Genomic DNA, 22,544 nt, shown 5'->3' on the forward strand with positions numbered 1-22,544 from the left:
TTAGCGTTCAGGCCCGCGCTGCGGCCAGCACGTCCGCCAGCAATCGAAAGTCGCGTTCGCGGGGAGAGGCCTTGCGCCAGACCAGGGCGATGTGGCGCGAGGCATTGGCTGCGTCGAGCGGCCGTGCCTTGACCGAGGTATGCTCCAGGATGCCGGCGTCCACCGCCATCTCCGGCAGCATCGTCACGCCCAGGCCATTGTCCACCATCTGCACCATGGTGTGGAGCGACGTGCCGAGCATCGTCGCCTCCGCACGCATCTCCGGCCGGTTGCAGGCGGCAAGGGCATGGTCCTTCAGGCAGTGCCCGTCTTCCAGCATCAGCAGCCTGGTTTCGTCGATCGCGTCGGGGTGGATCGATGGGCTCGGCGTCATCTCGCCTTCCCGAAACGCGACGAACAGTCGGTCGTCGAACAGCCGTGCGCTCTCCACATCGCCGCAGGAGAAGGGCAGCGCGAGCAGCACGCAATCCGTGCGGCCATGGCTCAGCGCCTCGCAAGCCTGTCCGCTCGTTTCCTCGCGCAGATAGAGCTTGAGGTCGGGATATTGCTGGCGGAGCCGCGGCAGGATGCGGGGCAGCAGGAACGGCGCGATGGTGGGGATCACGCTCATCCGCATTTCGCCCGAGAGGGGGCGTCCGGCGGCGCGGGCGAGATCGCCCAGCTCGTCAGCTTCACGCAAGACCCGGCGGGCCTTCTCCACGATTCGCTCGCCTAGGGGCGTAAAGCGCACCACCCGGCGGGTCCGCTCGACCAGTACCACGCCGATCAGCGTCTCCAGCTCGCGAATACCGGCGGAAAGGGTGGACTGGGTGACGAAACATGCCTCTGCAGCACGCCCGAAATGGCCGGCGTCATGCAGCGCGACCAGATATTGCAGCTGTTTCAGGGTCGGCAGGTAGGTTTGCGCCAATGATCGCCTCTATCGATTGTAGGCCGGATATATAGTGGCTGCCTCGAATATAGGAAGCGAATAGCAGAAGGCTCCCCTCCCGCAAGCGGGAGGGGAGCAGGGCTCAGGCAGCAGCAGCCTGGAGCACGTCTTCGGGCAAGCGGATCATGTAGTCGAACGCCGAGAGCGCTGCGGTGGAACCCGCGCCCATCGCGATCACGATCTGCTTGTACGGCACGGTGGTGCAGTCGCCCGCCGCGAAAATGCCCGGCCGGCTGGTTTCGCCGCGCGCGTCGATTTCGATCTCGCCGCGCGTGGTGAGGGCCACTGCGTCCTTCAGCCATTCGGTGTTCGGCACCAGCCCGATCTGGACGAAAATGCCTTCCAGCTCGATATCGTGCTCGGCGCCGCTGTTGCGATCCTTGTAGGTCAGGCCCGAAACCTTCTCGCCGTCGCCGTTGACGCGCGTGGTCATCGCCGAGGTGAGTACCTTCACGTTTGGCAGGCTGGCAAGCTTGCGCTGCAGCACCGCATCGGCGCGGAGCTGGCTGTCGAACTCGATCAGCGTCACGTGCGCGACGATGCCGGCCAGGTCGATCGCGGCCTCGACACCCGAATTGCCGCCGCCGATCACCGCAACGCGCTTGCCCTTGAACAGCGGGCCGTCGCAGTGCGGGCAATAGGCCACGCCCTTGTTCTTATACTCGTCCTCGCCCGGCACGTTCATCTGCCGCCAGCGTGCACCGGTGGAAAGAATGACCGCCTTTGCCTTCAGGCTCGCGCCGTTGGCGAGGATGACCTCGTGCAGCCCGCCCTCGCGTGCCGCCGGGATCAGCTTCTCGGCACGCTGCAGGTTCATGACGTCGACGTCATACTCCTTCACATGCTGCTCCAGCTGCGCGACCAGTTTGGGACCTTCGGTATGGGACACCGAGATGAAGTTCTCGATACCCATCGTGTCTAGCACCTGTCCGCCGAAGCGCTCCGCCGCGATACCCACGCGGATGCCCTTGCGCGCGGTATAGATCGCCGCAGCCGCACCGGCGGGGCCGCCGCCGACGATCAGGACTTCGAACGGCTCCTTCTTGGCGATCTTCTCGGCCGCGCGCGTTTCGGCGCCGCTGTCGATTTTCGCGACGATCTGCTCCAGCTCCATCCGGCCAGAGGCAAAGGGTTCGCCGTTCAGGTACACCGTCGGCACCGCCATCACCTTGCGCGCCTCGACCTCGTCCTTGAACAGCGCGCCGTCGATCGCGGTATGGCGGATGCGCGGGTTGAGCACCGCCATCAGGTTCAGCGCCTGCACCACGTCCGGGCAGTTCTGGCACGACAGCGAGAAATAGGTTTCGAAGCTGAAGTCTCCGTCGATGTTGCGGACCTGTTCGATCAGATCCTGTGCCGCCTTGCTCGGGTGGCCGCCGACCTGGAGCAGGGCGAGCACCAGCGAGGTGAACTCATGCCCCATCGGGATACCGGCGAAGCGCACGCCGATATCCGTGCCCTTGCGGCGGATCATGAAGCTGGGCTTGCGCGCGTTATCGGCGGCGACGAGATCGATCTTGTCCGAGAGCGCGGCAATATCTGCCAGCAAATCGCCCAGCTCGCGCGACTTCGCGTCGTCGCCCAGGCTGGCGACGAGCTCGATCGGCTCGCGGATGTTCACGAGATAGCCCTTGAGCTGTTGCGTCAGATTGGCGTCGAGCATGGGAAAACTCCTGTGGTTCTCACTAAAACGGCCCGAGGCGGAGGGGTTCCGCCCCGGGCCGCATGTGGCGCCCGTTGAGGGGGGCAGGGGGGCGCCGTAACACTTCCCCTTCTTTCCTCCCCTTATAGGAGAGGAAAGGGGCTTAGATTTTGCCGACCAGGTCGAGCGACGGCGCGAGCGTTTCGGCGCCTTCTTCCCACTTCGCGGGGCAGACTTCGCCTGGATGCGCCGCGACATACTGTGCGGCCTTGATCTTGCGGAGCAGTTCCTGGGCGTTGCGGCCAACGCCTTCCGAAGTGATCTCCATGATCTGAATCACGCCGTCGGGATCCACCACGAAAGTGCCGCGGTCGGCCAGGCCCTGGCCTTCGCGCAGAACGTCGAAGTTGTTCGAGATGATGTGGTTCTGGTCGCCGAGCATGTAGTAGTTGATCTTGCCGATCGCGGGCGAGGTGTCATGCCAAGCCTTGTGGCTGAAGTGCGTGTCGGTCGAGACCGAATAGACTTCGACGCCCATGTTCTGCAGGGTCGGATAGATATCGGCCAGGTCTTCCAGCTCGGTCGGGCACACGAAGGTGAAATCCGCCGGATAGAAGAAGAAGACGGCCCACTTGCCCTTCACGTCGGCTTCGGTGACTTCGACGAACTTGCCCTGCTTATAGGCTTGCGCGGTGAACGGCTTAATGGTGCTGCCGATGAGAGCCATGAATGGTTTCCTCCAGAACGGGGTTGCTATTGCAATGCGGCATATAGGTGCGCTGCGCGGCAATGAGAAATTGGAAGACCCGTTCGGTATGATCGACTGCGTCACTCAATCGCCAGGAAATAATCGAGTTTGACATGGATCAAGCGTCACACCACTGGATGTTCAGGCGGCGCAAACACGGCTTCTAAGCATTTGTTACGCTGAGAAACGTTCCTGAGGCATCGAAGTCGCGCCCCATCGCGCTATCTTTTCCGCCGCGCCCCATTGATCGAGGCAGCGGCAGAAAGACTGTTTTTTGCGGTGCCGCGATCGTTGCGATGGCGGTGTGTCCGTCGCGACAGGCCGCCCGCCTGGCATCTAGGCGTCAGGCCAGCGCCCGATACAGGCTGAACGCGCTGGTCGCGGTCAGCACGATGCCGACCAGGCACAGCAGCACCCGCGTAGGCACGCGCTTGGCAAAGACCGCCCCGAACGGCGCCGCCACCACGCCACCGATCAGCAGCCCCGATACGGGGTGCCAGAACGCAGGCGTGAATCCTTCGCTGCCGATGTGGAACAGGAAGGTCGCTGAAATGGTGAGGGTTAGGAAGAATTCGACCGTGTTCACCGTGCCGATGGTCGTGCGCGGCTGCGCGCCCTGTACGAGCAGGTTGCTGGTCACCACCGGCCCCCATCCGCCGCCGCCCGCCGCATCCAGAAAGCCGCCCAGCAGCCCAAGCGGCTCGACGATCTTGGGTTCGCGGGGGCGTGGCGGAAACCGAAGGGCGCGCAACAGCAGGTACAGGCCGATCGCGGCGAGATAGGCCATCACGAACGGCCGGGTCACCGCCGCATCGAGCGACGTCAGCACATAGGCCCCCAGCACGCCGCCGATGATTCCCGGGATCAGCAGCCGGGCGAACAGCCGCCAGTTGACGTTCCGGTGGAGCGCATGGCTCAGCCCGGACACGCCGGTGGTCATCGTCTCGACCAGGTGCACGCCTGCGGAGGCGGTGGCCGGCGGGATGCCCAGCACGCTCACCATCAAGGTGCTGGAAATGACTCCGAATGCCATGCCGAGCGCGCCATCCACCAGCTGGGCGGCGAAGCCCACGGCCAGATAGGGCACCATCTCGGCCAGCGTAATCCCTGCGAACATGCGTGCCCCTGTAGCGACCGGCTAACCTTCCAATGGCAAGTCCGCGCAAATCCCACAAGATAGATGGTGTTTAGCGCGCAGAACCTGTGGCCATGCCCATGCTGGAAATCCCGCGGGACCGCCCCTATTTCCTTCCGCTAAAGGGGTCCGGCCATGCTGCAGCGTCTGAAAGCCTATCTCGATTCGATCCTCGCGCGTGACCCCGCGCCACGGAGTCGGCTGGAGATTCTGCTATACCCGGGCGTGTGGGCGCTGGGCTATCACCGCATCGCGCACGCGCTGTTCCGCCGCCGGTTCTTCTTCCTGGCCCGGCTCGTCAATCACTGGTCGCGGTGGATGACCGCGATCGACATTCATCCGGGCGCCACGATCGGCCGCAACTTCTTCATCGACCATGGCTTCGTCGTGATCGGCGAAACCGCGACGATCGGCGACAATGTCACTATCTATCAGTGCGTGACGTTGGGCGGCACCAGCCCGGACAATGGCGTGGGCGGCAAGCGCCACCCGACGCTGCTCGACGGCGTGATTATCGGTTCCGGCGCGCAGGTGCTGGGGCCGATCGTCGTCGGCGAGCGCGCCCGGATCGGCGCCAATGCGGTGGTCACGAAGGATGTGGCGCCCGGCGCGGTAATGGTTGGCATCCCGGCCAAGCCGACGCTGGTGGAGGCGGTCGCCTGGCAGAAGGATTTCGTCCCCTATGGCACCCCGTGTAGCGAATTGTTCGATCCCGCGAGCCAGAAGCTGGAACTGATGCGCTGTGAGATCGAGACGCTGCGCAAGCGCCTGGATGCGATGATCGCCGAGCGTGAGGCAGGCGCCGGGCAGCGCGACCGGGCCTGATGGGAACCGTCACGCCGCTCCCCATCGGCCGCCCCGGGCAAGTCGGCTTCGAACGCACCGAACTCAACCGCATTCTCGACCTGTATGGGCGGATGGTCGCGGCGGGGCACTGGCGCGATTATGCCATGCAGTTCGACAAGGATCTTGCGGTTTTCGCGGCGTTTCGGCGGGCTGCCGAGCGCCCCGAGTACCGGATCGAGAAGCGTCCGAGCCTGCGCAATCGCCAAGGCATGTGGGCGCTGGTGAACGAAGGCGGCGCCGTGCTGAAGCGTGGCCAGGAACTTGGCCCCGTGCTGGCACCTGTCGAGCGGCGACTGCTGAAGCTGGTGGAAGAATAGAGTTTCGATTCGTCCAGAAATCCATCGTCGTCCCCGCCTTCGCGGGGAGGACGACGGTTTTCGGCCATATACTATGCCCGCCCAGCCCGAGGCTACGCCAGCGCGCCCTGCTGCGTTGGTGGCAGCCGCCGGGCAAAGTCGCCCAGTACGCCCACGGCTGCGCGCCGCATGGTGTGCCAGAAGGCGGAAAGCGACAGCAACGCCGATCCGATCACCAGGCCGGTGAACGCCGCGCTCAGTTCGACGGCGCCACTCTGGTGGAACAGCGAATACATCGCCCAGAGCACATAGGCGAGGCTGGAGACCAGCAATGCTCGCCGGTCTACCGCGAGCGCGACAAAGGCAAAGAACAGGTAGAGCGCGAAGACCAACGTCGCCATCGGCGCCCCGATCTCGCCATCGAACACGCCCAGCAGGTGGAAAACGGGGTGGGCGATTAGCGGCGCGGCAGCAAGATGGAGCCAGAAGGCAACATCGGCGCGGCGGGTGCGGCGCTCCAGATCGGTCATGTCCCAGCGCATCGCCGCGATGAAGATGCCGATACCGCCGATCAGCAGGATGCCGTTCACCCAGTCCCGCGCGGCGGGAACGAGCGAGGTCATCAGGCCGACCGAGACGCCGACAACGGCCAGTGCGCCTGCGGCGACGGTGATCGGCACCATGAAGCGGCGCCAGTGTACCCAGGCCGCCGCCGCGGTGAGGCTGGCGGCCGAGGCCGCGATCACGCCGGCGAGTCGTTCCTGATGCGCTTCGGTAGTGATGTGAAACACCTGCGTCAGCCACGGGATGTTGACGACGAACAGCCCGGCAATCGTCGCACCGGCACCGGCCACGAAGCCGAGCAGCAACAGAATGGAGGGCAGCGCCAGGCGGCGGCGGGCGGTGAAATACTCGGCCAGCATCCAACTCGTCGCAGCCGCCAACGCGCCGCCGCCGATCAGGTTGGCACCGATGACGCGCGGCTCGCTGCCGCCGCCGATCAGCGCTTCCGCCAAGCTGCCGCCCAGCTTCGCCACGGCGACCAGGATCAGTGCCGCGGCGATGGCCACGAAGATGTCGTTGAATCCGCTGAGCAGGCGGAAATGCTCTTCATCCACCGCGGGCGTCGCTCGGCTGGCGGCGACATGGTTGCGAAACGCCGTAGCGGCTTCGGGGGTGAGCGCCCCTGCCTCCACGGCGCTTGCCAGTTCGCTTTCGCTATACATGGACCATTCTCCTTCGAGCCCCGGAGAATGTCACAAGCGTATTGCTGAGGCAATACGGTGCACCACGGGGTCAGCGCTGCAATTTGCTGAGGATCGCCATGGTCTGTTCGGCGCCAGATCCGGGAACAATCTCACCGGTGCGGTCGACGATCTGCGACCATTGCGCGGCGACCGATTCGGGCGTACATGCGTTCAGCACCGCCCCGGGCGTAAGCGTTACATAGGCGGCCTGCACCACCCCAGCACCCGCGCCGAGAATCACGTTGCTGGGCGCGCCTTCGGAAACCAGGAACAGGGCGGCGGGAGCGACATTTTCCGGCGCGAAAGCCGCGAATGCCGCTTCGGGGAAGATATCCTCGGTCATCCGCGTGCCGGCGACCGGCACGACGGTGTTGACGCGAATGCCATATTTGGCGCCTTCGAGATGCAGCGTCTTGGCAAGCCCCACGAGCCCCAGCTTGGCCGCGCCGTAGTTCGCCTGGCCGAAATTGCCGAACAGTCCCGAGGACGAAGCGGTCATCAGAATGCGGCCATAGCCCTGCGCGCGCATCGTTTCCCACACCGCCTTCGTCGCGTTGGCGGAGCCGTTGAGGTGCACGTCGACGACGAACCGGAAGTCTTCGGCGCTCATCTTGGCAAAGCTTTTGTCGCGCAGCACGCCGGCGTTGTTGATCAGGATGTCGATCCGGCCCCACCGTGCCTTGGCGGCGTCGGCCATGGCAATCATCGCGGCGGCATCGGTCACGCTGCCGCCATCGGCGATCGCTTCGCCACCCATCGCTTCGATCTCGGCGACGACTGCGCGCGCCGCATCGGACTGGCCGGAACCATCGCGGCTGCTGCCCAGATCATTGACCACCAGCTTCGCACCGCGGCTGGCGAGTTCCAGCGCATAGGCGCGGCCGATGCCGCCGCCGGCGCCAGTGACGATGGCGACGCGGTGGTCAAAGCGTATGGTCATGGTGCTCTCCACAAACAGGTTTCGGGAGAGGGTAGGCGAGGATCCGGCGGAGGCCAACGCTTCTCCGCCGGGGCGCTCCGCCCGTCTGTCGCCTAATTTCCTGCGTCGAGCGAGTATCCTGCGGACCGTACCGTGCGGATGATATCCTGCCGATTCCCGCGATTGATCGCCTTGCGGAGGCGGCGGATATGGACGTCGACGGTGCGCGATTCGATGTCGCTATCGTGGCCCCACACCGCATCGAGCAGCCGTTCGCGCGAAAACACCCAGCCCGGATGCTCGAGGAAGTGCTTGAGCAGGCGGAATTCCGTCGGCCCGAGCTGGATCACCTCGCCGCCGCGGCGGACCTTGTGGCCTACCGTGTCCATCTCGATGTCCGAATAGGTCAGCGCCTCGCCCGCCAATGCCGGACGCACGCGGCGCAGCACCGCGCCGACCCGCGCCACCAGCTCGCGGGGGGAGAAGGGCTTGGTCACATAATCGTCGGCCCCGGTCTCGAGCCCGCGGACGCGATCTTCCTCTTCGCCCCGCGCGGTGAGCATGATGATCGGCACGTTCGCGGTTTCGGGCATGCGGCGCAGGCGACGGCACACCTCGATCCCCGATAGCCCTTCCACCATCCAGTCGAGCAGCACGATATCCGGCGTCGCTTCCTTGGCGAGCAGCAGCGCTTCCTCGCCATCGGGCGTGTGCTTCACTTCGTAATCTTCGCGCTTGAAATGCCAGGTGACGAGTTCGGCAATCGCCGCATCGTCTTCCACCAGCAGCATTTTGACCCGTGCCATAACTTCCCCTCAGCTCCCGCTGCCGTCGCCGCTTTCGCGATCGGCGAGATAATGCCCGGTCGCGGCAAAATAGACCATTTCGGCGACATTGGTGGCGTGGTCGCCGATCCTCTCCAGATTCTTGGCCACGAACAGCAGATGCGCCACCTGGCTGATCGTGCGCGGGTTCTCGACCATGAACGTCACCAGCGTCCGAAAGATCGAATCGTAGAAATCATCGAGCGCATTGTCGCGGGCGCACACCTCTGCGGCGCTCCGCGCGTCGCGCGCCGAAAACGCGTCGAGCGCGTCATGCACCATATCGGCCGCAAGCTGGCCCATCGCCGGCAGGATCGACACCGCCTCGATCCGATCCCCGCCTTCGCTGTGGATCATCGGCACCCGCTTAGCGATGTTCTTCGCATAATCGCCAATCCGCTCGACCACCGCGGCGATCTTCAGCGCGGCGATTACCTCGCGCAGATCGTCCGCCATCGGCGCACGCAGCGCGATCACGCGAACGACGAGCTTCTCGATCTCCGCTTCCAGCGCGTCGATCTGGCGATCCTTGGTGCGCACCCCCTGGGCCAGCGCAAGATCGCCGCGCTGCAGGGCTTTCAGCGCGTCATGGATCGCCTGTTCGGCAAGCCCGCCCATCTGCGAAATCAGTGCCCGCAGTTGGCCGATATCCTGGTCGAACGCCTTTACCGTATGTTCGGAGCCGCTAGCCATCAGCCGTACCTTCCGGTGATATAGTCCTTCGTACGCTCCTGGCGGGGGGCGGTGAAGATATTGTCGGTCTCGCCATATTCGACGAGCTGGCCGAGATGGAAGAAGGCCGTGCGCTGTGAAACGCGGGCCGCTTGCTGCATGTTGTGTGTGACGATCACGATGGCGTAGCGGCCGCGCAGCTCGTGGATCAGTTCCTCGATCTTGGCGGTCGCGATCGGATCGAGCGCGCTCGCCGGCTCGTCCATCAGGATCACTTCGGGATCGACCGCGATCGCGCGGGCGATGCACAGCCGCTGCTGCTGGCCGCCGGACAGCGCGGTGCCGCTGTCGGATAGGCGATCCTTTACTTCTTCCCACAGACCGGCGCGCTTCAGCGAGCGTTCGACGATCGCCTCGAGATCGGCCTTGGACGCCGCCAGCCCATGAATGCGCGGGCCGTAGGCGACATTCTCGAAGATCGATTTGGGGAACGGGTTCGGCTTCTGGAACACCATGCCGACGCGGGCGCGCAGCTGCACCACGTCCATGTCCGACGAATAGATGTTCTCGCCGTCGAGCAGGATCTCGCCGGTGACGCGCGCGCTGGGGATGGTATCGTTCATCCGGTTGAGCGTGCGCAGGAAGGTGGATTTGCCGCAGCCGGACGGGCCGATGAACGCTGTGACCTTGTCCATGTCGATGTCGATGGAGACGTTCTTCACCGCCTGGTTGTCGCCATAGGCGACGCTGACGTCGCGGGCCGACATCTTATGCGGTGCGGGGGAGGAGGCGAAGGTCATTACCAGCGAGTCTCGAACTTGTTGCGAAGATAGATGGCGAGCCCGTTCATCGCGAGCAGCACCGCGAGCAGCACCAGGATGGCCGCGCTCGTCTTTTCGACAAAGCCGCGGCTGACCTCGTCGGACCACAGGAAGATCTGCACCGGCAGCACCGTCGCCGGATCGGTGACGCCGCCCGGCGGCATGACTATGAAGGCGCGCATCCCGATCAGCAGCAGCGGTGCGGTTTCGCCCAGCGCGCGCGCCATGCCGATGATCGTGCCGGTGAGGATGCCGGGAAGGGCAAGCGGCAGCACATGGTGGAACACCACCTGGATCGGGCTGGCGCCGATGCCGAGCGCCGCATCCCGGATCGACGGCGGCACGCCCTTGATCGCGTTGCGGCTGGCGATGACGATGACGGGCATGATCATCAGCGCCAGCGTGACGCCGCCGACGAGCGGTGCCGAACGCGGCAGCATCGGCCCGAACACGCGGCCGCCGATTTCCCAGGTGCCGAGGAACACGGCCAGGCCGAGCAGGCCGAAGATGATCGAGGGAACGGCGGCAAGGTTGTTGATCGACACCTCGATCAGGTCGGTCCAGCGGTTCTTCGGCGCATACTCCTCCAGGTAGATCGCTGATAGGACGCCCACTGGGAAGGCGATCAGGAAGGTGATCCCCATGGTGAGCAGCGACCCCTTCAGCGCTCCCCAGATGCCGACGGCCACGGGATCGGTGGAATCGGACTCGCTGAGGAACGTCCAGTTGAAGCCGCGCACCACCATGCCGGCTTCTTGCAGCCGCGCGACGGCGGCTTTGATTGCAGGCGTGCCTTCGCCCGCAAGCGCCTGATCGAAGGCGGTGGAGGCGGGCACGCGTACGACCCGCCGCTGTTCGAGCATCGCGGGGTCGCGTTTCACCGCGGCGCGAACGACGGTCCATGCGCTGGGCGCGATCAGGGTCGCGCCTTCGGGGCCGAAGGCGGCAGCGGCAGCATTTTCCACCGCATCTTCCAACCCGGCGCCGGCCAGCGCGAGATCGGCGGCCGGCGTGTTCAGGCGCGTGCGCTCCACCTGCACCCCGGCGGCGCGCAGATCGATCGGCAACGCCAGTTCGGTCGTGGTAAAGCCCCGCCAGCCCTGCGCCACCATGGTGAACAAAAGAAAGCCGAGGAACGCCGCCGACAGGATCACCGCCCCGGCACCGAGCACCCGGAACCGCCGTTCGGCGGCGTAGCGACGGCGGATGCGCCGCTGCATCGCCGGGCTGTTCCAGTCGGTCGGCCGCCGTTCGGCCGCGGGCGCTACGGGCTTATTCATACGCCTCGCGATACTTCTTCACGACGCGGAGCGCGACGATGTTGAGCAGCAGGGTAATGACGAACAGGGTGAGGCCCAGCGCGAAGGCGGCCAGCGTCTTCGGGCTGTCGAATTCCGCCTCGCCGGTCAGCAGGTCGACGATCTGCTTGGTCACGGTGGTCGCGCTCTCGAGCGGGTTGAGCGTGATCGTCGCCGCGCCCGATGCGGCCATGACGACGATCATCGTCTCGCCGATCGCGCGGCTGACGGCGAGCAGCACGCCCGCCACCACGCCGGGCAGCGCGGCGGGCACCAGCACCTTCGAGATCGTCTCGCTGGTCGTGGCCCCCATCGCCAGGCTGCCGTCGCGCATCGAGGTGGGCACCGCCGCCAGCGAATCGTCTGCCATCGACGAGACGAACGGGATGATCATCACGCCCATGACCAGGCCGGCGGCCAGCGCGCTTTCCGACGAGGCATAGGGATCGCCGAGCATCACCGCCAACTGGCGCACGGCAGGCGCCACGGTGAGCGCGGCGAAATAGCCATAGACCACGGTCGGCACGCCCGCGAGCATCTCCAGCGTCGGCTTCATCCAGCGGCGGGTGGTGGGGCTGGCATATTGGGTGAGGTACACCGCGCTCATCAACCCGAACGGAATGGCGACCAGCATCGCGATTACCGCCCCGATGAAGAAGGTGCCCCAGAACAGCGGCACCGCGCCGAGCGATGCGCCGGGATCCTTGGCATCGATCACCTGCGGGCTCCAGTGCGTGCCGAACAGGAAATCGGTGATCGGCACCTGCGCGAAGAAGCGCAGCGATTCCCAGAACAGCGACACGAAGATGCCGAGCGTGGTGAGGATCGCGATCAGCGATGCGACCAGCAACGTCATCATCAGCGTGCGCTCCACCTGCGAACGCGCGCGAAAGTCCGGGCGGATGCGGGTGAGCGCAAAGGCGCCGCCGGCAAAGGCGAGCAGCGCCGCGACCGCCGTGCCGATCCAGGCGTAGCGGCTACGCGTCGCGCCGACGAGCGGCGCCAGCTGGCGTGCGAGCGGATCGACATCGCCGGCATAGGGATCTTCGGCCACCGCGCGCGCCTGGGCCAGCACCGAATCGCGCTCGAAGGCGAAATCCGAAAGTTGCGCGGCGGCGGGGCTCTGCAGGATCGTCTGCCGCACCATGCCGGGGCTGATCGCCGACCAGATCGCAAGGAACAGCAAGGGCGGCAGCACCGTCCATGCCGCGGCATACCAGCCATGCTGTGCGGGCAGCGAATGCAGCCGCTTGCGGCCGCCGCGATCGAACCGCGCCGCGCGCGCCCGCGCGGTGAGCCAACCGATCAGGCCAAGGCCGAGGATGACGAAACAGAGGGCGAAGCCGTTCACCGGGCCGGAATCCCCATGCACGGAGGCGAGGCAGGCAGGCGCATCATTTCAGTTCCGCGGGATCGAGCGGCAGCTGGCGCCGGATGCGATCGACCATCTGCGTCCGCATCGCTTCCGGTGCAGCGATCAGCCCGCGCTTCACCAGCGGGCCGGTGGGGCCCCACAGCCTGGCATAGAGCTGGAGGAAATCCTTAAGCCCCGGCACCGCCTTCAGGTGGCGCGTCTTGACGTAGAGATAGAGCGGGCGGGCGCCGGGATAGCGGCCATCGGCGATCGTGGCATAGCTGGGGGCGATTCCTTCGATCGGCACGCCGTGCAGGCGGCTCTGGTTTTCCTCCAGATAGGAATAGCCGAAGATGCCGAGCGCGTTCGGGTTCTGCGCCAGGCCCTGCACGATCAGATTGTCGTTCTCGCCCTTGTCGACATAGGGGCCGTCGTCGCGGATGCGGTGGCAGCGCGCGTCGAACGGGGCGGAATCGGCCGCTGCCTTCAGCTTGCCGGCGTCCGGATCGGCTTCGATGCAGCCGGGCGAAAGGATCAGCTCCACAAACGCATCGCGGGTGCCGCTGGTGGAGGGCGGCCCCATCACCAGGATCGGGATCGGCGGCAGTGCCGGGTTCACGTCGCGCCAGGTGCGGGCCCGGTTGGGGCGGCCACCGGGATTGGCGGCCAGCGCCAGATAGATGTCGCGCTTGCCGAGCCGCAGCTTCGGCCCCTGGTTGGATTCGGCGAGCGCCACCCCGTCCAGCCCGATCACGATTTCCTCGATCGGCCCGACTTGGTTTGCCTGGCAGCGATCATATTCGTTGCGGGTCATCCGGCGCGACGCATTGGCGATATCCGGGAACTGGGCGCCGACGCCTTCACAGAAGCGCCGCAGGCCGGCGCCGCTGCCGATTGATTCCACCACAGGGGCCTTGCGGCCGCTGCGCGCGTTGACGAATGCTTCGGCCACGGCGGTGGTGAACGGGTAGACGGTGGACGAGCCGACGACGCGGATCTCACGCGTCGCGTTGCCGTCGCACGCGCAAAGCGCGAGCGTGGCGGATGCGATCAGCGCTAGACGACCCAGCATCGTCACTTCATGCTCCCCGGAGTTTCGGCGTTGGGCGCGGGCATGGCCTTGCCCCGCATCGTGCCCATCCGGCAATCGCGTTACGACTTTATGACAGCCGGTTCGATCGGCAGCCGCACCGTCACGGTGGTGCCGACGCCGACGACGCTGGCGATGTCCAGCCGCCCGCGGTGACGTTCAACCACATGCTTGACGATGGCGAGCCCCAGGCCGGTGCCGCCGAGCGAGCGGCTGCGTCCCGAATCGACACGATAGAATCGCTCGGTGAGGCGCGGAATATGTTCGGGCGGTATGCCTTCGCCCTGATCGGTTACGGCCAGCCGCACCATGGTTTCGCCTTCGCTGCGCAGCGACACGGTGACGGCGGTGCCGTGGCGGCCATATTTCATCGCGTTGCCGATGACGTTGTGGAGCACTTGGCTGAGCTGGGTGCGATCGCCGCGCACCGGGTGGACGGCTTCTATCTCGGTCACCAGATCGGCGGCGCGCGGGCTGCCCGACAGTTCCTGGCAGACCTGTGCGATCAGCGCATCCAGTTGCACCGATTCCGCCGGCGCGCGATATTTGTCCGCCTCGATCCGGCTTAACGAGATCAGGTCGCTGATCAGCCGGTCCATGCGGCGGGCTTCGTCGTGCATGATCTTCAGGAAGCGCGCGCGAATCTCCGGCTCCTCGCCGGCGCCGTCGGCCAGCGTTTCGACATAGCCGAGCAGCGAGGCGAGGGGGGTGCGCAGCTCGTGGCTGGCATTGGCGACGAAATCGACGCGCATACGATCGGCGGTGTAGCTGCCGGTGCGGTCGATCAGGTGGACGACGCGCTCGCCGCTGGCCAGCGTGTGCACGCGCATTTCCCAGCGCTGCTCGCGCGTGCCTAGGCCGACAAGGTGGATCGGCGCGTTGGACAGCTGTTCGGCGGGATCGAGCAGGCGTTCGGCCGCGGCGGGATGGCGGATCGCCAGCCGCACGTCCTCGCCCAGGATATGCTCGCCCAGCAGCGCGCGGGACGCGGCGTTGGCCGCGATGACGCGGGTGGCATCGACCACCAGCACCGGCTCGGCGATCGCTTCGATCACTTCGCCGGTGGCGGTTTCCGGCCCGCCGCCGGCGTGATCGTCGCGCGAGGCCGTGGCAGGCGGATCGCCGCCGATCACTACGATCAGGATCGCCGCGACTGCGCCGACGAACAGCACCAGCGCCGCCTGCGCGTCGCCGTTGAGGAAGAACCCCAGCAACGCGGCAAGCGCCGCGACGCCGATCGCAAGAATCGTCCGGATGGCGGGCGAGGATAGCATGTGCGCCTTCTAGCGCGCCGGCGCGGCAAGACGAGCCTGTATTTGGCGGCGGGGGCACCCGGCGGGCGCCCCCGTGCCGGTCAGAAGGTGGCGACCTTGACCATGAACCGCACGTTGCGGCCGGGCAGCACCACCTGATAGCGGTTGAGCGCGGCGGCGTTGCGCTGCACCTCGTCGGTCAGGTTCTGGCCGACGATCGCGAACTCCACGCCCGGATAGGATTTGAACGGGCGCCAGGCGATGCTGGCATTGAGCGTGTTGTAACCTGGCGTTGCGGTGTCGAACGCGCCGAACTTGTCCTGGCGGCCGGCATGGGTGAACTGCACCGCAGCGTCGATCGGCACGCTGGTCCAGCGCACCCCGCCGCCGATCCGATACGGCGGGATGCGGGGGACGTTGCCGCCATTGTCGAGTGTCGCGCGGGTATAGTCGGCGAGTGCGGTGAGTTGCAGGGCCTGATCGTGGCTGCGCAGCAGGTCGTAGCTCGCCTTGCCTTCGGCGCCGCGGAAATGCGCGCCTTGCTGGCGATAGTTGAGCTCGCTCAGGTCGCCGCCGCCGCCGACCGCGCAGACGCCGTCGTCGTCACAGGTGCGGCCGGTGAGATCGCCGTAGATATAGTTGTGGAACCAGGTGGAGTAGAGGCTGCCGTCCAAATGGAATCGATCCATGTCGTAGCGCAATGTCGCCTCGATCGAATTTGCGCGTTCGATCTTCAGCGTCGGATCGCCGGTTTCGAAGGTGCTCGGCCCGTCATGCCCGCCGCGGGCGAACAATTCGGTAATCGCCGGTGCGCGGCCGGTGCTGGAGCCGGTGAGCCCCAGCTTCACATGGCTGCCCACGTCCAGCAGCGCCCCGATTGCGCCGCTGACCGGCGTATAGTCGCGGCTGGTGAAGATGTCGGAGGCCGGGGTGCCTTCCACCCGGACATGCTCCACCCGGCCGCTGGCCTGGAGATGCAGAATGTCGGTCAGCGGCAATTCGGTGAAGAGATAGGCTGCTTCGCTCTGCGTCGTCGTGGGGAACAGATAGGAGCTGTCCTCGCCGATCGCCGAGAATTTGCGATTCTGCACTTCGAAGCCCAGCGCCGAGTTGCGCACTGGACCTAGCGGGTTGAACAGAAACTCCAGGTGTCCGTCGAACTCCTTGTTGCGGAAGGTGGTGTCGATCGTGCCGTCCGGCTCCTTCTCGTCATGCGTGTAATCCGCATAGCTGGCGTCGAGATTGACCGACTTCAGCGGTCCGGCGTTCACCGCGAAAACGTCGCGCGTCATCACCTTGGTCTGGCGCATGTCGATGAAGGTGGTGTCGCTGGGGATGCCGTACTTCGAATTATACTGGCTGACCGATACGCCGACATGGCTGGCATCGTCGCCGCCGAAGAAATAGGAACCGCCGAGCGACGCGCCATGGCCGCGGAAGAAGCTGTTCTGCTGGGTGCCGAGCGGCGTGTCGTAATCGCCGGCGTCGCGATAGAAGCCGTCCGCGTGGAGCGCGACCTGCCCCAGCTTGGCATCCACCAGCGCGCCGCCTTCGCCCACATTGGCAACCGTTCCATAGCTGCCGACGGCCTCGCCCGACAGCGCTTCTTTGGGCAGCGCCATCGGCACGCGGTTGTTGAGCACGTTCACGACGCCGCCGATCGCCTGGCTGCCATAGCGCAGCGTGCCGGCGCCGCGCACCACCTCGATGCTCTGCGCCGAGAAGGGGTCGACCGGGATGCCGTGATCGGGGCCGATATCGGACACGTCGGCGCTGCTCGATCCGTTCTCGAGAATGCGGACACGGGTGGCGTCCATGCCGCGGATGATCGGGCGGCTGGCGCCGCTCGCGAAGGTGGTGCCGGAAATGCCCGGCTCCTGCGCCAGCGAATCGGCGATGCTCGATCCCCCCGTGGTCAATATCTGTTCGCGATCGACATGGGTGACGATGGTCGGCACCTCGTCGCTCTGCACCGCATAGGGGGCGGCAGTGACGATGATGGTGGCGCGGTCGTTCGCCTGGGGGTCGGGGGCGTCAGCCGCGAGCGCGGCGGCGGGCATCAGCGCGGCGAGCGCCGCGCTGGCGAGAAGGGCAGTACGCATGAATCTTACTCCGTGAACCTGGAAAGCCGTCGCGCGGGGGCGCGGCAGCGGGCCCGGCGTCGGCCGGTATCGTGTCAGGCGGTGCGGAGGATGGGCGGCGCGCGGCTGCGCCAGTCGTGCGAGCGCAGCAGGCGGATAGCGGGATCGGCAACGATCGCAGCCTGCCAACGGATCGCGGGGGCCGGCGCGGCGAGCACCGGAGGGTCGGCGGCGAGATAGACGCCCGCTGCCGTTTCCTCGGCGCAGATGGGGCAATCCTGCCCCGCATCGCCGGAGCGGGAGGGAGGATGCGCGCGGTGCTCCGCAAATACGGCGGCGAAGCTTGACGCTTCATGCACATGGGCGCGCACGACGCCCGCCTGCCAGCACAGCGCGAACACCAGGAACAGTGCCGCAGCGAGCCGGGAAAGCGGATCGGTTACGCGAAACAAGCGCATCCGAGGCGACCTAGATCAGGACCTCGTATGTTGCAACATATCATTGTATCGAAAGATTGCTGATCTCGATCCGCTGCTGGGCGAGTGCGAGCGGCGCACGCCGGTGCGAGACGAGCAGCAATCCCCTGCCAGTGCGGGTAAGCCAGGCGTCGATCCGGGCCACCATTTCGCGTTCGGTGGCGGGATCCAGCCCTTCGCTCGGTTCGTCGAGCAGCAGCCAGGGGCGTTCGGCGAGCAGCGCGCGGGCCAGCGCCAGCCGCTTGCGCTCGCCGCCCGAAAGCGTGCCGCCGGCTTCGGCCACGGGCGTGTTGAGCCCGGCCGGCATGGCGGCCACCGCCGCGTCGAGACATGCGACATGGAGTGCTGCCAACATGTCCGTGTCTGTAACGCCGGGGCGGGCGACGCGCAGATTGTCGGCGATCGAGCCCGCGATCAGCATGGCGTCCTGCGGGGCGAGGGCGAACTGGCCGCGCAGGGTATTGGCGCTGCATTCGGGCAACGGCACTTCTCCCAGCGCCAGCGGATGCACCGGCGCGCGCAGGCCGGCCAGCGCCTCGATCAGCCGCGTCTTGCCGCTGCCCGAGATGCCGGTGATGGCCACGCGGCTGCCCGGCGCGATCCTGTTCTTGCCGAGCCGGATCGGCAGCGGCGGCGCGTTGCTTTCGGGTGCGGGGGGCGCATCGCCCGGCAATGCGACGAGCGTTTCGAGGCGGGCCAGTCCCTGGGTGACGCTCGCCTGCCGCAGCGCTGTGCGCGCGACGGCCGCCATCGCCTCGATCGAGGCGGCGGCGGCGAGCAGGGCCAGCGCGCGCAGCGGCGTCGGGCCTTGCGCCAGCGCGAACACCAACGCGGCGGTGATCGCGCCATAGGCGACCATCAGGCCGGCTATGGCGCCCTCGCCACGGGCCAGCGCCGCGCGGGCGCGATCCAGCGGGCGGGCAAGATCGGCGATCGTCTCTGCCACGCGCGGCGCGAGGCCATAGGCGATGATTTCGGGCCTTGCGGCAGCCATGTCGACAAAGGCGGTGCGCAGCGCGCCCAGCGCTTCGGCGGCGTCCACCGCGTGGCGCGCGGTGAGGCGGCGCGCGGCGATTCCAAGCACCAGCGGCAACAGCGCGAGCGCAAGGGCGAGCGCCAGCGCCGCCTGCAACCCCGCCAGCGCGACCAGCGCGACCGCGAAGATGGCGGCAACGAGCCCGGCAGGCAGGCTCGCGCGGCGGACGATCAGGTCTTCCAGCGCCTCGATATCGCCGATCAGCCGGGCGCTGGCATCGCCGCTCGCCAGGTCCGGCGCCGTGCGGCTGTCCTGGACGGCGAGCTTGACGAATAACTCACCCCGCAGACCCGCCATCCCACCCAACCCCGCCTGATGCGACAGCAGGCGCTCGCCGTAGCGCCCGCCGGTGCGGAGAATGGCAAGGCCGCGTATCGCGGCCGAGGGGATCAGGTAATTGAATGCGGCAACCGCAGCGGCACCACTCATGCCGGCAATTGCAGCACCGCTGAGGAACCAGCCGGACAGTGCGAGTAGCAGGATCGCGGCCACACCGGCGGCGGCGGCGCACAGCAGGCCGTAGCGAAGCATGCGGCGTTCAACGGAGGCGAGGGAAAAGGGGCTCACAGCCGAACCTCCGCGTCAACGGCGGCGATCAGATGCGGATCATGTGTGGCGACGATTACTGCGCGCTCGGCGGCGACGGCGCGGAGCAACTCGGTGATCGCGGCAGCGCCGGCCTCGTCCAGATCCGCGGTGGGTTCGTCGGCAAGCAACAGCGGGCGATCGGCGAGCAACGCGCGGGCGAGGCCGAGGCGACGGCGTTCCCCGCCCGACAGGCCGGAACCGCGATGATCAAGCGCCAGGTCAAGCCCGGCGCCGCGTTGGACGAGCATTGGGGCGAGGCCCACGCGGTCGATTGCAGCGAGGAGGGCGGCGTCCGTGGTATCGGGTGCGGCCAGGGCGAGATTTTCGCGCAAGGTGCCGGGAAGAATGAGCGGGTGTTGCGCAGCCCAGGCTATGGGGCTGCTGATACTCCCCTCCCACTTACGGAAAGGGTTCTCGGGACGGGTAGGCACCAGCGCTTCTTCGGGTGACAGGAACCGCAGGCTTCCTTCGCTCGGTACGATCTGTCCTGCGATCGCGGCGAGCAGGCTAGTCTTGCCGCTGCCGGTGGGGCCGGTGAGCGCCACCAGCCCGGTGGTGCCGACCGCCAGACTGACCGGGCCAACCGTGCGGCCGGGCCAGGCGATCACGAGATCCCGGGCTTCCACACCCGCGAACAGCGCTGGGGCTGCGATCGGCGCGACCACTTCCGGCATCGCCGTTATCGCCTTTCGTGCCGCTTCTCCCAACTGCTTGTCGTGATAGGCGGCTGCCAGCCGGCGCATCGGCAGGTAGAATTCGGGCGCCATCGCTAGCGCGAAAAAGGCCTCGCGCAGCGTCAGCGTCTCCGGGCTCGCAAAGGGGAGCAGGCCGAGCAGGCCGAAGCCGCAATAGACCGCGACCAGTGCCACCGCGAGCGCCGAGAAGAATTCCAACACCGCGCTTGATAGGAACGCAAGGCGCAGCACCGCGACGGTGCGATCCGCCACCGCGCGGGTGGCCAGCTGCACCTGGCGGGCGATGCGCTTCTCGGCGGCGAAGTGGCGCAGGATCGGCAAGGTGCGGACGCGATCAACGAACAGCGCGGAAAGATCGCCCAGCGCTTCGAGCTGGCGTTCGGACGCGCGCCGGGCCGCGGTGCCTGCCAGGATCATGCCGAGGATGAACGGCACCAGCGTGGCGATCAGGATGGCGGCTGCGACGGGGCTGGCGCAGGCGATGATTGCCACCGCCACCAGCGGCGCGGCGGCGGCTGCCGTGCGCGCGGGAACGAAGCGAGTTTCATAGCCTTCGATCGTGGCGACATGATCGATCGCCAGCGTGGCCGACTGGCCGATCGACGGCCCGGCACCGCTGCCGAGCAGCCGTTCGAGCAGCGCGCGGCGCAGAGACCCGGTACTCGCCTGTGCGCCACGCACTGCCAGCGCCGGCACGCCCCAGGCGGTGGCGGCGCGAACCAGACCGCCGCACAGCATCGCCGCGAACGGCGCTGCGCCGACAGGTTCAGCAACGGCGATGGTCGCAATTCCATCGGCGATGCCCCAGGCGAACAATGCCGCGCCGCCCAAATCGATGATCCAGGCGAGCCCGGCCTGCTTCTGAAGGGTCATATCCTCCACGTCTAAAGCCTTATCTCGTGCCCGGCAGGAATAGGGGATGTTCCGCATAGGCGCAGCGGAGACCGGCGCCTAGGCCGCGACCACCGGCTCTTTGCTGAGGACATTCTCTATGGATATGGCAGTAGTAGAGCTGTCGCGCCTGCAATTCGCGCTGACAGCCATGTACCACTTCCTGTTCGTGCCGTTGACGCTGGGCCTTTCCTTCATCCTCGTGATTACGGAAAGCGTCTATGTCGTCACCGATCGCCCGATCTGGAGGGATATTACGCGTTTCTGGGCCAAGCTCTTTGGCATCAACTTCGTCCTCGGGGTCGCTACCGGGCTGACGATGGAATTCGAATTCGGGACGAACTGGTCCTATTACTCGCACTATGTGGGCGATATCTTCGGGGCGCCGCTGGCGATCGAGGGGCTAATGGCCTTCTTCCTCGAAGCCACCTTCGTCGGCCTGATGTTCTTTGGCTGGGATCGACTATCGAAGCGCCAGCATCTGATGGTCACTTTCCTCACCGCGCTAGGCACCAATTTGTCGGCCTTGTGGATCCTCGTCGCTAATGGCTGGATGCAGCATCCCGCGGGGGCGGTGTTCAATCCCGAGACGATGCGCATGGAAGTAGTCGACTTCATAGCGGTGATCTTCAATCCGGTCGCCCAAGCGAAGTTCGTCCATACGGTGAGCGCCGGTTACGTCTGCGCCAGCGTATTCGTGCTCGGCGTATCGGCCTATTATCTGCTGCGCGGTCGGCACATCGAACTGGCCAAGCGAAGCTTCGCGGTGGCAGCGGCGTTCGGTCTGGCGGCATCGCTGTCGGTCGTCGTGTTGGGCGACGAGAGCGGCTATGCGTTGACCGACAACCAGAAGATGAAGCTGGCTGCTATCGAAGCCGAATGGCACACCGAAGCGGCACCGGCGGGCATCACCGTGTTCGGTTTTCCTTCGAATGCGGGCCGCGAGACGCTGTTTCAAGTGAAGGTGCCTTATGTGCTGGGCCTAATCGGCACGCGCAGCCTGACCGGCCAGGTCGAGGGCATTTATCCGCTTGTGGCCAAGGCCAAGCTGCGGATCGAGAACGGGCTGACCGCCTATGACGCGCTGGAGACGCTGAAGACCGATCGGACCAACGTCGCCGCGCGCGCCAAATTCGAAACGGCGAAGAGCGATCTCGGCTATGCGCTGTTGCTGAAGCGGTGGGTCGCCGATCCGCGCCGGGCTACTGAAGCGCAGATCGATCGAGCGGCCTGGTCGACGGTTCCCAATGTACCGGCCGTGTTCTGGCTATTTCGCGGTATGGCGGCGCTCGGCTTCTTCTTTATCGCCTTCTTCACCGCGGCGCTTTACTACGCCAACACCCGCCGCTTTCACCGGAAGTGGTTCCTGCGGACGGCGATGTGGATCATCCCGCTGCCGTGGATTGCGATTGAGTTCGGCTGGATCGTCGCCGAAGTCGGCCGTCAGCCCTGGGCGGTAGACGGCGTGCTGCCGACCTTCCTGGCGACTTCCACCCTCACGGTGCCGGCGCTGTGGACAACAATCATCGGCTTCACGGCGATCTATGGCCTGATGGCGGTGATCGAACTGCGCCTGATGTTGAGCGCCATCAAGCATGGGCCGGAGACCTATGAGCCCTGGCAACCCCGTCACGACCCGGTGCCCACGGCACCCGAGCCGCGACCGCTCCACACCGTCCCGGCGGAATGAGCGCGAGCAAG

20 protein-coding genes are annotated in these 22,544 nt (G+C 66.4%); 3 read left to right on the forward strand and 17 right to left on the reverse strand.

All coding sequences use genetic code 11. The features are described 5' to 3' along the window. Positions 1–7: 7 nt before the first annotated feature. The 4 genes from B215_RS0118645 to B215_RS0118660 all read right to left on the reverse strand — a co-directional run bounded on the left by B215_RS0118645 (position 8) and on the right by B215_RS0118660 (position 4,438). Complete coding sequence (locus tag B215_RS0118645) at positions 8–910, reverse strand: hydrogen peroxide-inducible genes activator (protein ID WP_019371164.1); 903 nt, start codon at positions 908–910, stop codon at positions 8–10. Between the two features lie 103 nt (positions 911–1,013). Continuing rightward, complete coding sequence (gene ahpF / locus B215_RS0118650) at positions 1,014–2,594, reverse strand: alkyl hydroperoxide reductase subunit F (RefSeq protein WP_019371165.1); 1,581 nt, start codon at positions 2,592–2,594, stop codon at positions 1,014–1,016. 142 nt (positions 2,595–2,736) lie between these two features. Further along, positions 2,737–3,300 (reverse strand): alkyl hydroperoxide reductase subunit C, encoded by a 564-nt coding sequence (ahpC, locus tag B215_RS0118655; RefSeq protein ID WP_019371166.1) that lies wholly within the window; start codon positions 3,298–3,300, stop codon positions 2,737–2,739. Positions 3,301–3,664: 364 nt separating this feature from the next. Then, complete coding sequence (locus tag B215_RS0118660) at positions 3,665–4,438, reverse strand: sulfite exporter TauE/SafE family protein (protein WP_019371167.1); 774 nt, start codon at positions 4,436–4,438, stop codon at positions 3,665–3,667. Between the two features lie 153 nt (positions 4,439–4,591). Here B215_RS0118660 and epsC point away from each other — a divergent pair, with 153 nt between their 5' ends. Both epsC and B215_RS0118670 read left to right on the forward strand, forming a co-directional pair. Beyond that, positions 4,592–5,281, forward strand: coding sequence for a serine O-acetyltransferase EpsC (gene epsC / locus B215_RS0118665; protein WP_019371168.1), 690 nt, complete (start codon positions 4,592–4,594; stop codon positions 5,279–5,281). Next, on the forward strand, positions 5,281–5,619 hold the full coding sequence (locus B215_RS0118670; RefSeq protein ID WP_019371169.1) for a DUF2794 domain-containing protein: 339 nt from the start codon (positions 5,281–5,283) through the stop codon (positions 5,617–5,619). Before epsC ends, B215_RS0118670 begins: the two co-directional genes overlap by 1 nt. Before the next feature lie 92 nt (positions 5,620–5,711). On the opposite strand, the gene B215_RS0118675 is transcribed toward B215_RS0118670, so the two are convergent. From B215_RS0118675 to B215_RS0118735, 13 genes are all read right to left on the reverse strand, one after another. After that, positions 5,712–6,824 (reverse strand): hypothetical protein, encoded by a 1,113-nt coding sequence (locus B215_RS0118675; protein WP_019371170.1) that lies wholly within the window; start codon positions 6,822–6,824, stop codon positions 5,712–5,714. Between the two features lie 70 nt (positions 6,825–6,894). Then, complete coding sequence (locus B215_RS0118680) at positions 6,895–7,785, reverse strand: SDR family NAD(P)-dependent oxidoreductase (RefSeq protein WP_019371171.1); 891 nt, start codon at positions 7,783–7,785, stop codon at positions 6,895–6,897. Between the two features lie 92 nt (positions 7,786–7,877). Next, on the reverse strand, positions 7,878–8,570 hold the full coding sequence (gene phoB / locus B215_RS0118685) for a phosphate regulon transcriptional regulator PhoB (RefSeq protein ID WP_019371172.1): 693 nt from the start codon (positions 8,568–8,570) through the stop codon (positions 7,878–7,880). A 9-nt stretch (positions 8,571–8,579) separates the two neighbouring features. Continuing rightward, positions 8,580–9,281, reverse strand: a complete 702-nt coding sequence (gene phoU, locus B215_RS0118690; protein ID WP_019371173.1) for a phosphate signaling complex protein PhoU — start codon at positions 9,279–9,281, stop codon at positions 8,580–8,582. After that, entirely contained in the window at positions 9,281–10,060 is a 780-nt protein-coding gene (gene pstB, locus B215_RS0118695) for a phosphate ABC transporter ATP-binding protein PstB (protein ID WP_019371174.1), read from the reverse strand. Before pstB ends, phoU begins: the two co-directional genes overlap by 1 nt. Beyond that, entirely contained in the window at positions 10,060–11,361 is a 1,302-nt protein-coding gene (pstA, locus tag B215_RS0118700) for a phosphate ABC transporter permease PstA (RefSeq protein ID WP_019371175.1), read from the reverse strand. Before pstA ends, pstB begins: the two co-directional genes overlap by 1 nt. Continuing rightward, on the reverse strand, positions 11,354–12,730 hold the full coding sequence (gene pstC / locus B215_RS0118705; protein ID WP_019371176.1) for a phosphate ABC transporter permease subunit PstC: 1,377 nt from the start codon (positions 12,728–12,730) through the stop codon (positions 11,354–11,356). The genes pstA and pstC overlap by 8 nt, the downstream gene beginning before the upstream one ends. A gap of 43 nt (positions 12,731–12,773) precedes the next feature. Further along, positions 12,774–13,805 (reverse strand): substrate-binding domain-containing protein, encoded by a 1,032-nt coding sequence (locus B215_RS0118710; protein WP_026009410.1) that lies wholly within the window; start codon positions 13,803–13,805, stop codon positions 12,774–12,776. 80 nt (positions 13,806–13,885) lie between these two features. After that, positions 13,886–15,097 carry an ATP-binding protein gene (locus tag B215_RS0118715; protein WP_019371178.1) on the reverse strand — a complete coding sequence of 404 codons (1,212 nt, stop codon included), beginning with the start codon at positions 15,095–15,097 and terminating at the stop codon, positions 13,886–13,888. Positions 15,098–15,177: 80 nt separating this feature from the next. After that, the gene (locus B215_RS0118720; protein WP_019371179.1) at positions 15,178–17,178 is read right to left on the reverse strand and encodes a TonB-dependent receptor; all 2,001 of its coding nucleotides are present in this window, start codon (positions 17,176–17,178) and stop codon (positions 15,178–15,180) included. 74 nt (positions 17,179–17,252) lie between these two features. After that, on the reverse strand, positions 17,253–17,615 hold the full coding sequence (locus B215_RS0118725; RefSeq protein WP_019371180.1) for a hypothetical protein: 363 nt from the start codon (positions 17,613–17,615) through the stop codon (positions 17,253–17,255). A 40-nt stretch (positions 17,616–17,655) separates the two neighbouring features. Continuing rightward, a complete protein-coding gene (locus tag B215_RS0118730; protein ID WP_026009411.1) occupies positions 17,656–19,236 on the reverse strand; it encodes an ATP-binding cassette domain-containing protein in 1,581 nt (526 codons plus the stop codon). Then, on the reverse strand, positions 19,233–20,825 hold the full coding sequence (locus B215_RS0118735; RefSeq protein ID WP_019371182.1) for an ABC transporter ATP-binding protein/permease: 1,593 nt from the start codon (positions 20,823–20,825) through the stop codon (positions 19,233–19,235). Before B215_RS0118735 ends, B215_RS0118730 begins: the two co-directional genes overlap by 4 nt. Before the next feature lie 118 nt (positions 20,826–20,943). Here B215_RS0118735 and B215_RS0118740 point away from each other — a divergent pair, with 118 nt between their 5' ends. After that, positions 20,944–22,533 (forward strand): cytochrome ubiquinol oxidase subunit I, encoded by a 1,590-nt coding sequence (locus B215_RS0118740; protein ID WP_019371183.1) that lies wholly within the window; start codon positions 20,944–20,946, stop codon positions 22,531–22,533. Positions 22,534–22,544 lie beyond the last annotated feature (11 nt).

This window comes from Sphingomonas sp. ATCC 31555 (assembly GCF_000282895.1).
GTDB lineage: Bacteria > Pseudomonadota > Alphaproteobacteria > Sphingomonadales > Sphingomonadaceae > Sphingomonas.